This window comes from Pseudoalteromonas sp. P1-26, from assembly GCF_001401795.1.
GTDB lineage: Bacteria > Pseudomonadota > Gammaproteobacteria > Enterobacterales > Alteromonadaceae > Pseudoalteromonas.
Genome location: NZ_LKDX01000001.1, coordinates 153966 through 168151 on the forward strand (window position 1 = coordinate 153966; position 14186 = coordinate 168151).

Genomic DNA, 14186 nt, shown 5'->3' on the forward strand with positions numbered 1-14186 from the left:
TTATTTATAGGCTGATCATTTTTTATTATTTTGGAATGTAGACACTTAAGCGTGCCCCCATCAGATCAGACTCACCTATTTCTAAACTACCACGACACGAATCTAAGTTGGTTTTAACTAAATAAAGGCCGATACCATGCTCAGCCCCTGACTTAGAACTGTATTGTGGTGTAAATATCACATCCTTGTCATCGCCTAAACCAAAACCGCTGTCTTCAACATCAAACAATAATGTTTTGCTGGTTTCATCAACCGTAACACGAACCTTAGGGGTACGTGTATCGCTAGCTCGAATAGCAGCTTCAATTGCGTTATCAATCAAATTGCCAAGTATCGAGACAACCCGTTCAAGCATATCTTTACGGGTGATCGATCCTAATAAGCTATCTGGATTAAGCTCAAGTATCACGTTTAATTCACGGGCTTTATGGTATTTACCAACCAATAAACCTGCTAGTACCGGATCTTGGATCCTTTCGAGTAAATGATGGATCTGCGCTTGCGAGCCTTTACTTTCTTGACCAATTAACTCAATCGCCTGATCCGTTTGCCCCATCTGAATTAACGCACCAATTAAGTTTAGCTTGTTCGAGTAATCATGCGTTTGCACTCGTAATAACTCAGCAAAGGCTTGCACTTTGGTTAATTGCTGCGATAAATATTCAAGCTCATCCGCAGGGCGCATACTCAATAAAATACCATCAGCCTGACCTTGCACTTGCAATGCATATCGCGACAACACAATGCGTTTATCGGCGGCAAATAATTCAAAACCAACAATCGGACGCTGTTGGTTATGCATTAAAAACTCACTATGTTCAGGAAGTAAGTCTGCAAGTTTAAGTGGTTGATGAATACAGCTGGTCGGTTTACCGAGGATTTCGCAGGCACGTTGATTTAAGTTACGTACATTACCTTCAGGATCGAGGGCGATAATGCCGCTACGAACAGTATTCAAAATAGCATCTTGCTCAGAGAACAACCGTGCTATTTCATCAGGCTGTAAACCAAAAATAGCATTACGAACCCGTTGACCAATATACACCGCGGCCAAAATACTTAAACCGACTAACAACAAACCCCAAAGCATAATTTCAGCACTGCGAGCACGAATAAGCGGTTCAATTGATTGCACTAAAAAGCCAACCGATACCAAGCCGATGACTTCGCCTCGCTCTGAGAGCACAGGGACTTTGCCACGAATAGACTCGCCCAAACTTCCTTTTGCAATCGACACATAACGCTCACCACGCAGTGCCGCTTTACTGTCACCACCCACCATCGGCTTACCGAGCTTGTCGGGGTCTGGGTGAACAATGCGGCGGGTATTGTTATCGCCAATCACGATAAAGCTGGCTGCGGTGAGTTCACGAATATGCTCTATTTGCATATTTAACTCATCAAGCCCTTGCTTGGTTTGCAATGCGTTTTGCACGTCATCCCGTGAGGCTATACTGGTTGCGAGCGCAAGCGCTTTATCGCCCATGTGGTTATGTAAGCTTTCTGCGGTGATCTGATACACCAAAGCGCCAAACAATACAGCCTGTAAAACACATAGACCGGTAACCCAAATGATGAGCCGCGTTTCTAAGCGCTTAGGTTTTTTAACCACATGCTGAAATGGGTTTAGCTTATTGGTGTATCTCATATCAGTGCCTTGTTCTACGCATGTTGCTCTGCTTGCGTAGCTGCTTTTTCTTTACGACGTTGGACAATATAGTCTTTCAGTGGGAACAACAACACTAAGATCGAAATCACAAAAATACTCAGTGTTAATGGGCGGTCCCATAAAAAGCTTAGTGAACCATCTGAAATCATCATGGCACGACGGAAGTTTCGCTCAATCATATCACCGAGGATAAAGCCAAGTAATAAAGGCGCCATCGGGAAAGCTAACAAGCGAAGCACCAAGGCCACCAGCGCAAAGCCCACCATCATAAATAAATCAAAGGTGTTAAATGACACTAAGTACACACCAATTAAGCTGAAGAATAAAATCATCACTGTCAGCACAGATTTAGGCATTGCCAACACTTTAGCGAAATATGGGATCAACGGCAGATTCAAAATCAGCAGTACAATATTGCCAAAGTACATACTGACAATGACAGCCCAAAACACGCTTGGGTTTTCTTGCATTAACATAGGGCCCGGCTGAATACCGTAGGCAATTAATGCACCTAGCATAATAGCTGTTGTACCAGAGCCTGGAATACCTAAAGTCAGTAATGGTACAAATGAGCCAGTACAAGCTGCATTATTAGCCGACTCGGGTGCCGCTAAGCCACGCATCGAACCCTTACCAAATTTATCTTTCAGCGCTTTTGGAGCAAGATTACGCTCAGTGGCATAGGCCATAAAGCTGGCAATGGTTGCCCCTGCGCCCGGTAACACACCGACTATAAAACCAAGTAAAGATGAGCGACCAACCACAGGAGCCATGTCTTTTACTTCTTCTTTAGTCAGTTTTGTTGAGCCAATTTTTGGCGTATCAGGATCATCAATTTTTTTATCTGGTTCAGCTTCAGGGCGTGCCACATTAATCAGCGCCTCAGCCAACGCAAACGTTGCCATCGCTACTAATAAAAAGCTAATACCATCTAATAAATCAGCTTGGCCAAAAGTAAAGCGCTCGGTACCTGAAGAGGGATCAATACCTACCGTTGCCAGCATTAAGCCAAATACCGTCATCATCATGGCTTTTAAGAATTGCCCTTTATTAGAGAACGCAGCGATAGCCGTTAAGCCTAAAAACATCAGTACAACATAATCAGGCGATTGGAAACTTAATGACACTTTCGCTAATAATGGCGCAGCCACCATCAATAAAATGGCGCCAATGGTCCCGCCTATAAAGGATGAATAAGCTGCAATCGCAAGGGCTTTACCTGCCTTACCTTGTTTTGCTAGTGGGTAACCATCAAACGATGACGCTACCGTGCCTGCCACACCCGGCGCATTAATCAAAATAGAAGAAGTAGAGCCACCGAATATAGCCCCATAGTAAACACCGGCCATTAAAATCATGCCCGAATCAGCACCGATGCTGTAAGTTATTGGGATCATCAACGCAATCGCGGTAATTGGGCCAAGGCCCGGTAGCATACCGATGAACGTGCCAACAAAGCAGCCAACAATTACATATAACAAGTTGTTCCAGTCGAGTACGGTCGACAAACCTAACATAATTCCATCAAGCATAACTTAACTCCACAGATTGCCAGGTACTAAGTAAATGCCCAGTACTTGTGTCATTAAAAACCAAAAAACCACGGCCACAGGCACAGAAGCAAACAACAACACTGCCTTACGGCGTTCGCCCATGATAAAAAAGCCCGTAATTAAAAATGCACTGGTGGCAATTAAAAAACCGAACGGTTCAAGCATGGCGCTATAAGCAACCATTAAAACCAACAATGCAAAGGTACGTAGTAAGTTGCCCTTACTGAGTAGCTCTGCTTTTTCTGCAGGCGCTTGCTTTAATAAGTTGGCACCAATCGATAGTACACACACCACGATACCAAATACTGCATACACTTTTGGTAAGGTTGCAGAAGTAACGCTTTCGTACTCTTCAAATGGCATAAGTGGAATTTGCCAAGCCACAAGGGCGTAGAGGGTAAAGAGGACCAAGAATAAACTTGGTCCAATTAGTTCACGGTTTAACATCGTCTAACCTTAGCCTCGGATAAAACCAAGTTCTTTCATTACAACGCGTAATTGCGCTTCTTGCTGCTCAAGCGATTTAATAAACGCTTCTTTTTCTTGAAATAGATTTAGCCAACCATTACGGGCACGAACCGCTTCCCATTCAGGAGTTTGTTGCAGCTTACGTAGCTTTTCTGTGTACTCGGCTAGTTTGTCTGCCGGTAAATCTGGGGTTGCAAAAAAGCCGCGCCAGTTTACGAACTCCATGTCGTAACCGAGCGACTTTAAGGTTGGAATTGCTGGGTAATCTGGCAATTTATCTGCAGAAGTCACCGCTAAAATACGTGCCTGACCACCATTAGCGACTTCGAGTGCTTCACTTAAGCCTGTTGAAAGTAAGTTGACCTCACCCGACAGTAAACCAGCTTTCGCTTTACCACCGGCATCGTAAGGAATGTAACGTAATCGACGACCATCAAGACCCGCCGCTTTAACCGCTTGTGCAGCCACTAAGTGATCCATGCTGCCGCGCGCAGAGCCACCTGCTACTTTTACAGAGCCTGGGTCTTTTTTCATTGCATCAATAACGTCTTGCCATGTTTTAAATGGCGAGTCATTACGCACCACAAATGCACCATAATCAGCAATCATGCTGGCAACTGGTGTTAAATCGCGATAACTGTAAGGAATTTTGCCTGATAATGCGCGCAGTACGATAGGCGTTGAGTTAACCATCAACATATCGCCTTTTTTAGTGCCCGACTCAATCAAGTAAGCAATTGCACGGCCACCGCCGCCGCCCGACATATTCTGAAACGATGCATTATCTTCAATGCCCGCTTTTACCATTGCTTCACCAACACCACGTGCTGTGGTATCCCAACCGCCGCCTGGGCCACCCGGTACCAAAAAGTGTAAGTTTGCTAATGCCAGTGGGCTGGCTACTAATAATGAAGCTGCTAAAACAGATCTTTTTAATGATTTAAACATAGTCATAATGCACGACTCCTAAAATAAGTACTGCATACGAGCACTGATGCCCATACCTGAATCTTCATCACCTACCAGCGTAGAAGCACCAGCACCATCAACATCGCTGTAAATCAGGTTGCCCATAAATTTGATATCGCTGCTTAGGTAATATGATGTGCCTAATGTATAAGTGGTTACGTCGGTACCTTGCTGTTTGCTGCTAGCGTTCATTTGTGACACACGGGCAACAAGCTCCCATGCATCTTTAATCCCTTTTGGTTGTACAAATAATGCTGAGCCTGCTTTGTAACGGCGCTGCTCACCGCCTAAGAAGTAACTTGCCGATACATGAAAGCCATCAAGACGTTCACCATCAAGCTCGTTGCTACTATCTACCGTATCAAGGTAACGGCTGGCATATTCAGCCTCTAGAGTGAATGCATTCGCTTGGTAGGCAAATTCAAGACCGCTTTGCGACATGCTATTTAGCGCTGCGGTTTCACCACCGACTGCGTAATCCACTAAGCGAACATTGGTTTCACGCACTTCACCACGGGCAAAACGAGCGCTTAAATCATTGTCGCCCATATCACGATAAGAGTGCCAAGCACCTAAATGAATCACATCACCCGGTGCTGCACTAGACCAAGTTAAGCGACCTGTTACAGCCAATGTCAGTTTGTCATCTTCGTCATGGCCCGATGCACCAAACGCATCGTTTTTGTAAACACCCACGGCGTAACGTAAGCCTGAATCTTTAAAGTATTGATAAGCTGAGATACCCCAGCGGAAGAAAGGCGAGAAGGTGTTAGCAAGGGTGCTACGCTCAATAGTATTAATGTGTTTAGAACTAGTTAGCGCATTGAGCGACATGTCTTCACGAATTTTACCGGCTTTTACTTTTAAGCCGTTGTCGAATGCATAACGTACACGCGCTAACACGATTTCAGCCGTGCCTTCAGAAAATTCGAGTAGTAATTTGTGATCCCAGTTGCCATGTTCACTTTCAACATAAGTACGGATACGACGTGGGAAGAAGTCGCTGCCTCCAGCGCCATCATTGTCGGCATTGTAAGCACCGTCGAAATAGTTGTAATCAAGTTGCACGCGACCACCAAATTCTAGGTTGAAGCCGCTAGATGTTTTTAATGAATCCACTTCTTTTTGAAGTGCATCGAGTTGTTGCTGTAGTTGTTCAGTGTCGCTTTGTGCGAATGCTGATGTACTTGCTAACGCCGCTGCAACGGCTAAAGCGAGCTGTGTGTTACTTGCTTTCATGAATTACTCCACACCAGATTATAGTTATTTGTTGTCGTTGATCGGCCGACTGCAAACGGCGATCTGGTTTGGAGCATAGTGTTAACGATAGATTAACGAAATGTTTAGGGGGTAAGTTGCATTGATGATGATAAATGGCTTTTTGTTCATAAAACCCATGAACAAAAAGCACATTACTGGGGGTTAGTATAAAATCTAGGCAAATTAGCTGCTTAAAAGTCGCAAAACTAGCTAAAAGTCATCTCAGGAACGTCACCAGAGACAATAAGTTTGCCCTGTGTCTTAGCAATAATCTCATCAACCGAGACACCTGGCGCACGCTCTAATAAATGAAATGCACCGTCTTTAATTTCTAAAAGTGCCAAATCGGTGATCACTTTATTGATACAACCAACGCCCGTTAACGGCAAACTACATTCGGTCAGCAGTTTTGATTCGCCATGCTTGTTGGCATGGGTCATAGTACAAATAATGTTTTTAGCACCAGCCACCAAGTCCATCGCACCGCCCATTCCTTTAACCAGCTTTTTCGGGATCATCCAACTAGCTATGTTGCCGTTTTGGTCTACTTCAAACGCGCCCAGCACGGTTAAATCAACGTGGCCGCCGCGGATCATGGCAAAGCTTTCTGCGGAGCTAAATATAGCCGCCCCCGTTGCAGCGGTGACCGTTTCTTTACCTGCGTTGATCATATCGGCATCAACTTGGTCTGCACTTGGGTATGGCCCCATACCGAGTAAACCATTTTCAGATTGCAGCATCACTTCGATGCCATCAGGGACGTAATTAGCAACCAAGGTTGGAATACCTATACCTAAGTTAACGTAGTAACCATCCTGTAGTTCCATCGCCACGCGTTTAGCGATTTGTTCTCGTGATAATGCCATCAGCGTGCTCCTTATTGATTCTCTTGCTTAGTGGTAACTTTCTCGATGCGCTTTTCAAATTCACCTTTAATCACTCGGTCAATATAGATACCCGGCGTGTGAATTTGGCTTGGCTCTAGTTCCCCTGGCTCAACAATTTCTTCAACTTCAAGAACCGTAATTTTGCCTGCGGTTGCTGCCATCGGATTAAAGTTCATCGCCGTATGACGATAAATGCAGTTACCGTAGCGATCTGCTTTCCACGCTTTAACTATCGCAAAGTCGCCAGTAATGCTTGGCTCTAATAAATAATCGCGACCATTAATATTGCGGGTTTCTTTACCGTCAGCCACCGGTGTACCGACACCCGTTGCGGTATAAAATGCAGGAATACCCGCACCACCAGCACGCATTTTTTCAGCTAAAGTGCCTTGCGGTGTGAGCTCAACTTCAAGTTCACCATTTAATAGTTGCTGCTCAAATAGCGCGTTTTCACCAACGTAAGAGGCAACCATCTTACTGATTTGCTTGTCTTCAAGTAGCACTCCTAAACCAAAACCATCAACGCCACAGTTATTCGATACCACTGTTAAACCACGAGTGCCTTGACGTTTAATTTGCGCAATTAGTCCTTCAGGAATACCGCATAAACCAAAACCACCGGCTATCACTGTCATGCCATCTTCAAGGCCAGCCATCGCTTCGCTATAACTTGTAACTACTTTATCAAAACCTGCCATTGGCTCCTCCTATTGTGCAGTCCAACCGCCATCAATGGCGATTGCTTGGGCGGTAATATTGCGTGCTGCATCGGCCATTAAAAAGCTAACGGTATGCAGGATCTCATCTAAGCCGATAAATGCTTTTTTCGGCATCGGTGCTAACATAATTGTGTCGATCACTTGTTGCTCAGAAATGCCATGTTCTTTAGCTTGCGAGGCAATTTGTTGCTCCACAAGCGGCGTTTTTACATAGGCTGGGCACACAGTATTAATCGTGATGTTGGCATCACCCGTTTCGAGTGCCATGGTTTTAGCAAAGCCGATTAAGCCATGTTTTGCAGCGATATAAGCCGACTTATATTTAGACGCCACCATGGCATGAATTGAGCCAATATTAATGATGCGACCAAAATCTTGCTCACGCATACGAGGGAGTACCGCCTTGGTCATCATCGCTGGGCCAACGAGCATAACTTGCTGTAAGAACTGCCATTTATCAGCCGGGAAATCTTCAAGCTTTGCCACGTGCTGAATACCCGCATTATTAATAAGTACATCAATTGGCTGATTAAGCTCAGTGAAAAACTGCTCTATTGCATCACTATCTGCCACATTAAGGGCATACCCTTCGGCGCTACCACCTTGCTCAACAATGCCTATCGCCGCTTGTTGTGCTGCTTGCTGATTTAAATCAGTCACAATAATAGTGTGACCTTGCATCGCCAGTTGCTGGGCAACATATAGACCAATACCACTGGCTGCACCGGTAATTAAAACTGTTTTGCTCATCGGGTTACTCCTCTAAAAACTCACTGATAAGCTGCGCTTTCGGGGCGATTGAGAAAATGCCATCAAGGTGTCCCCAGCCCCCTTCTATTTCTGAAATCTCAACGTCTTTACCTGCCGCTTTCATGGTGTCAAACACAGTACGCATGTTTTCAGGGCGAAGCAGTAAGTCGTTCGTTGCGGGTAGTAATAATGTTTTGGCAGAGACATTTTTAAGTGCCGTTGTTAAATCACTTTGCATGCCAGCTGTAAATAGTTGTGATGCCCGGACCAAATAAAGTACATGGTTGGCATCTTGCGTTTTCGCTCGTGCCATTGCGCGTTGAGCGAGTACTTGGTTTAACTTAGGCAAGGTGCGAATATCTTTTAATGCACCTTCATCCAATACATTAAAGTCAGGGAAGCTCGCGTTATAAATAATTGGATGCATCGCATCTTGTGTAATATTAAGCATGGTTGCCGCTAAGCCATCTAACGGGCGCTCTTTGCCGTAGTAATTACCTTGCTGCCAGTTTTTATCTAAACGAATTGGTAACGCCCATTTTTCAAGTGCCGCAACTGTCCATGCATCCATAGTTGCAGCGCCAATCACATGAATTAAACGCTCTACTTTATCTGGGTAACGTGTTGCCCACTCAAGTGCTTGAAACGAGCCCATTGATGCGCCCATCACAGCATGTAATTTAGTGATACCTAGGCTGTCGAGTAAGCGCTTTTGCACATTCACAAAGTCAGTAATCGTAACCACAGGAAAATCTAAGCCATAAGGTTTGCCTGTTTTTGGATTCGTTGACGCAGGGCCTGTGGTGATGACATTTTCATCATGCCAGTTGGCATTCACTAAGGTATCTGAGCTAATCACATAATATTTATTCGTATCGATAGCTTTACCTGGGCCGATAATCGCATCCCAATAACCCGGTAGGGCGTCATCCGCTTTATATTTACCTGCGGCATGAGAAGTACCTGAGAAGTAATGAGTGATTAAAATCACGTTATCTTTATTGGCGTTTAGTTTTCCGTAACTTTCCCAGCCAATATCAACTTGATCTAAAGTCACACCAGACACAGTGGTAAAATCTTTTGTCGTAAAATGCTGTTTTTCCACCAGCATGGTGTCGGCTTTATTTGCAGCGCCAAACGCAGTGCTACTAAATACAACCAGCCATAGCAAAATTATTAATTTGGTTTTCATTGCTGTTCCTTAAAAGATAATAAAGAGTCCAAGTGCCAATGCGACACCGATAAGCGGAATAACCGCAGTGAGTGCTGCCATTGACCAATACGCTCGTTGATGCGTTTCTTTACAGATAGCGCGTATTGTTGTGACCACATAACCATTATGCGGCAAGGTATCGAGGGCTCCAGAGCTAATTGCCACTACTCGGTGCAGTTGTTCAGGGTTTACACCCATGTCTAAATAACCTGGTGCGACAAGGGGTAATGCAATGGCTTGCCCGCCAGAAGCAGACCCTGTTAAGCCGGCAATTACACTGACCGCAACCGCAGCACCAACCAGTTCATTCCCCGGCATATGGGTCATCACATCGACAGCGGCGGTAAATGCTGGTGATACTTTCGCCACAGCGCCAAAGCCAACCACTGCAGCGGTATTACCGATTGCCACTAAAGCACCGGTTGTACCAACGTTAATGGCATTACCCATATCGTGAAAATGCTTAAAGTTAATAATCACAATACTCAGCACACCACCAAGTAAGGCAACAATAAGCGCGGTTTGCTGCAGTACATCATGTAGCGTAAATGATAAAAGCAGCACCACAATCAGTGGGATCACACCCGTAATTGGATGCGGACGACGACGCTCAATAATGACAGGATCATCATCGCGCGCTTCAAAGGTTTCGCCATTAGCAACGGCCTTTTTGATCATCTTGTTTAACCAAAAGTAACCTGCTGTGGCCATAAAAATAGCCACGACTAAGCTCACTTCCCATGCCGCATAGGGTGACGTACCAAGGTGCTTAACCGGGATCCAGTTTTGAATTTCTGGCGAGCCTGCCGAAGTCATGGTAAAGGTCACCGAACCAAATGCCAGCGTTGCTGGAATAAAGCGGCGCGGTAAGTTTGCATCTTTAAACAGACTTAATGCCATTGGGTAGACAGAAAACGCAACAATAAAGACGCTCACGCCACCGTAGGTTAAAACTGAACAGGCAATCACAACCGCAAGAACGGCGTGCTTCATACCTAGTTTACCCACAATGTAGCTCGCAACACTGTCTGCAGCACCGGTGTCTTCCATGAACTTACCGAATAAAGAACCCAGTAAGAACATAAAGAACCACGCACTTAAAAAGCCTGCAAAGCCATCCATATAGGCGTTAATAAAGTTTGTATCTGCCGATACAGGGAAAATGGCCATGCCACTACTAAGTGCAACTAACAGTGCACAGATTGGCGCAGCGATAAATAAATTTACCCCACGCAGCGTTAAAATGATCAGCAGTATTAAACCGCCTAACAGTCCTATCATGCTCAGCATAGACATTCCTATAATTATTGTTATTACACAGATGAGGTGACATCGGAATAATGCTTTCAGTCTTACCCTAAGCGTTCAAAAAATACATAACACTAAGGTACTATCTGCTTTAAAAATAGCTTAATTGCTTGATAAATAAAGGGCTGTGGCGGGTATAGCACTATGGTACTAATTCAATTTCTGCAACTATCTTCTACATTAACTGACAGGTGACACGGGCAAATCTTATTCAGTCTTCGGCAACATCAATGTGAGTGGCCATAAGACTAATGACAACAATAACAAGGAATACAACATGATAAAGCTTAACCCAAAAGTCGCGCCACTTACTCTGGCTGTATCACTTGCTTTGGCAGGTGTCAGTGCTCAAGCGGCAGAACAAGCCGAACCTGCAGCAAAAAAAGGTGAACTTGAACGTATTCAGGTAACAGCACGTAAAACTGTTGAAAACCTGCAAGAAGTTCCTGTTGCTGTAACCTCAGTGGGTGCTGAAGAGCTGGCTGAAAATGGCATCGTCGTTATGACCGAAGTTCAGCAGTTCTCGCCAAATACCACCTTGCAAGCAAGCCGTGGTACTAACTCTACAATTACCGCGTTTATTCGTGGTGTAGGTCAACAAGATCCACTTTGGGGCTATGAGCCAGGTGTCGGTATCTATATTGATGATGTTTATCTTGCTCGCCCTCAAGGTGCCGTGCTTGATCTGCTTGATGTGCAACAAATCGAAGTATTACGTGGTCCACAAGGGACGCTATATGGTAAAAATACCATAGGTGGTGCGATTAAATATGTCACCAAAGAAATGAGCGGTGATGCTACCTTAAATATTCAAGGCACTGTAGGTAGCTATAACCAGAAAGATTTAAAAATCACTGGCCAATTACCGATTGTTGACGAAAAACTTTACGTGGGTTTTGGTTTTGCAACGCTTAACCGTGACGGCTTTGGTGAGTTTTTAACATCGGCTCTTGATAACCAAGACCGCGAAAACTACAACAAAGACGTAACCGCAGCTCGCGTTACACTCGAATACACTCCGACTGATGACTTATTCTTCCGTTTCGCGTGGGATAAAACAGAAGACAAATCAAACGCAAAAGGTGGTTACCGTTTACTACCAAGTATTCTTACTGATGCACCAGTTCCAGACAGCGTGTATGACTCATATACCAGCTTGCCAACATGGAATAAAGTTGAACTAGAAGGCTATAGCCTAACTGCTCGTTGGGATATGACTGACAGCACTAGCATTAAATATATTGGTTCAAGCCGTGAGAGCTACTCACCGACTAATATCGACTTTGATAACACGTCACTGCAAATTTTCGATGTACCTGCTATTTACGATGATGAGCAAACCACTCATGAGTTACAGCTAAATCATCAAGGCGATAACTATAAACTGGTTTCGGGCCTTTACTACTATGATGGTGAATCTTGCGGTCAATTTGAGGCAATTTTAGGTATTTTAGGTCAAAGCCTAGGCGCACCGGGTCTAACTCGTGAAGTAAGCGGCTGTAGTAACTCAAACAGTAAAGCAGCGTATATCCAAAGCTCAATTGATTTAACCGATAAATGGTCAATGACACTCGGTGCGCGTTACACCAAAGACAAAAAAGAAGCACAGGTTAACAACGGTCTAATCTTTGACATTGTTTACCCAGAATCAGGTTGGGTACCAGGTTATACTCGCCCAGAAGGCCAACTGGTTCCAACAGTACTCGATGATGAAGAAGAATGGTCACGCTTCACACCACGTGCAGGTGTTGAATACCAATACAATCGTGACATCATGTTCTTTGCAAGTTACGCGCAAGGCTTTAAGTCAGGTACTTTCAACCCACGTGCAACGACTGCAGAGCCAGCAGCAAAACCAGAAATCGTTGATTCATTCGAAATCGGTATGAAGAGTGAGTGGAACAACAACTTACGTGCAAACGTCACCTTATTCACCCTTGACCATAAAGATCGTCAATATATTTCGGTATTACCGGGTGATAGCGCAGCAGATCTAAATCAACGCTTAGGTAACATTGGTGAGTCAACATCAGATGGTATTGAACTTGAACTTAACTATGTTGCAACAGAATCACTCAGCTTTGATGCGTCAGTGGGTTACATTGATAGTAGCTTTGATAACGTAATTGATTACGACCCAGAAACCGGTGAAGCATTCGATAAATCAGACCGCTTTACGGTATCAAACACACCTGATTTAACCTTTAACCTGGGTGCAACGTACCGTATGTACACAGAAATGGGTGATTTTGTTGTCAATGGTAACTACTACCACAGAGGCGACTACGCGCTATTCGAAGAAGATAGCCTATTAACGCAAGATGCTTACGGTATCTTTAATATGGGTATCACTTGGTACAGCACAGATGGTCACTGGACTGCAGGTCTTTACGGTAAAAACTTAACGGATGAAGAGTACATGATTGGTGGTTACCAATTCGTGGCACCTGATCCAACAGACCCAACAGATATCAGCAAATACACCCCAGGTTTAGGTGGTGATAATACCCTGATTGGTTATTACGGCGATCCTCGCACTGTAGCCTTCACTGTTGGTTACCGTTTCTAAAATAGAATCTAAATCCTTGTGTGAGAAAGGTTTGTCTGAAACTTCCCTTCAGGCAAACCTTGTTTCAAAGCGCAAAATCACTTATAACATAACGCATTGGAGAATCGAGGGAATGTCTTTAGCTGTGAACACTATAATCGCCGATGATCACCCGTTATTTAGAAGTGCGCTGCGTCAAGCTGCGGCGACATCAGTGCCTGAAGAACATATTAAAGAGACCAGTGACATTGATGGTTTGTTTACACTGTTAAGCGCTCACCCTGAGATTGAACTAATATTTTTAGACCTTACGATCCCTGGTGCAAATGGCCTACAAGCCCTTTCGCAACTGCGTAACCACTACCCTGATATCTTAGTGATCATGGTCTCAGCCAATGAGACACCCGCCATAATCAAACAAGCTATGAGCCTTGGCGCTGCTGGCTATATTCCAAAGTCATCTTCTTTAGATGTTATCAGTGAAGCAATTAGTCATGTACTCAATGGCGACACTTGGTTACCACCTGAAGTGGATTTAACCGATGTGGTGATCAACGACGAACAAAGCGAATTTGCTCGTAACCTTGAAAAACTAACCCCCCAGCAATACCGCGTACTAGCGATGATTGCCGACGGTTTATTGAATAAACAAATCGCCTTTGAAATGTCGATTCAAGAAACCACAATCAAACAACATGTGTCAGCGATTTTACGCAAACTCAATGTTTATAACCGTACTCAAGCGGGCATTTTGTTTAATCAGCTTTCGCAGGTTGGCAAAATCGAAGAAAGCTAATTTAAGCATTCACTCCCAGTTTTAAAACTCGCTTTCCCAGTAATGG

At 44.4% G+C, this 14186-nt stretch carries 12 protein-coding genes; 2 read left to right on the forward strand and 10 right to left on the reverse strand.

Annotation, left to right across the window (positions count from 1 at the left end):
* Positions 1-25: 25 nt before the first annotated feature.
* The 10 genes from AN394_RS00755 to AN394_RS00800 form a co-directional block, all read right to left on the reverse strand.
* Positions 26-1648, reverse strand: coding sequence for a sensor histidine kinase (locus tag AN394_RS00755; RefSeq protein WP_055020572.1), 1623 nt, complete (start codon positions 1646-1648; stop codon positions 26-28).
* 14 nt (positions 1649-1662) lie between these two features.
* Positions 1663-3201: a tripartite tricarboxylate transporter permease gene (locus AN394_RS00760; RefSeq protein WP_054552331.1), complete on the reverse strand. Its 1539-nt coding sequence runs from the start codon at positions 3199-3201 to the stop codon at positions 1663-1665.
* Positions 3202-3204: 3 nt separating this feature from the next.
* Complete coding sequence (locus AN394_RS00765; RefSeq protein WP_054562934.1) at positions 3205-3669, reverse strand: tripartite tricarboxylate transporter TctB family protein; 465 nt, start codon at positions 3667-3669, stop codon at positions 3205-3207.
* Positions 3670-3678: 9 nt separating this feature from the next.
* Complete coding sequence (locus tag AN394_RS00770; protein ID WP_370316435.1) at positions 3679-4644, reverse strand: tripartite tricarboxylate transporter substrate binding protein; 966 nt, start codon at positions 4642-4644, stop codon at positions 3679-3681.
* Positions 4645-4656: 12 nt separating this feature from the next.
* Positions 4657-5898 carry an OprO/OprP family phosphate-selective porin gene (locus tag AN394_RS00775; protein ID WP_055020573.1) on the reverse strand — a complete coding sequence of 414 codons (1242 nt, stop codon included), beginning with the start codon at positions 5896-5898 and terminating at the stop codon, positions 4657-4659.
* 227 nt (positions 5899-6125) lie between these two features.
* Positions 6126-6785: a 3-oxoacid CoA-transferase subunit B gene (locus AN394_RS00780; RefSeq protein ID WP_054562936.1), complete on the reverse strand. Its 660-nt coding sequence runs from the start codon at positions 6783-6785 to the stop codon at positions 6126-6128.
* Between the two features lie 11 nt (positions 6786-6796).
* Positions 6797-7504 (reverse strand): CoA transferase subunit A, encoded by a 708-nt coding sequence (locus AN394_RS00785; RefSeq protein WP_054552327.1) that lies wholly within the window; start codon positions 7502-7504, stop codon positions 6797-6799.
* Positions 7505-7513: 9 nt separating this feature from the next.
* Positions 7514-8275, reverse strand: a complete 762-nt coding sequence (locus AN394_RS00790; RefSeq protein ID WP_055020574.1) for a 3-hydroxybutyrate dehydrogenase — start codon at positions 8273-8275, stop codon at positions 7514-7516.
* Positions 8276-8279: 4 nt separating this feature from the next.
* The gene (locus AN394_RS00795) at positions 8280-9467 is read right to left on the reverse strand and encodes a homoserine O-acetyltransferase (protein ID WP_054552325.1); all 1188 of its coding nucleotides are present in this window, start codon (positions 9465-9467) and stop codon (positions 8280-8282) included.
* 9 nt (positions 9468-9476) lie between these two features.
* The gene (locus tag AN394_RS00800) at positions 9477-10778 is read right to left on the reverse strand and encodes a GntP family permease (RefSeq protein ID WP_055020575.1); all 1302 of its coding nucleotides are present in this window, start codon (positions 10776-10778) and stop codon (positions 9477-9479) included.
* A gap of 295 nt (positions 10779-11073) precedes the next feature.
* Between AN394_RS00800 and AN394_RS00805 the strand changes: the two genes are divergently transcribed.
* Entirely contained in the window at positions 11074-13365 is a 2292-nt protein-coding gene (locus AN394_RS00805) for a TonB-dependent receptor (RefSeq protein WP_055020576.1), read from the forward strand.
* A gap of 112 nt (positions 13366-13477) precedes the next feature.
* On the forward strand, positions 13478-14140 hold the full coding sequence (locus AN394_RS00810) for a response regulator transcription factor (protein WP_054562939.1): 663 nt from the start codon (positions 13478-13480) through the stop codon (positions 14138-14140).
* The last annotated feature ends 46 nt before the right edge of the window (positions 14141-14186 follow it).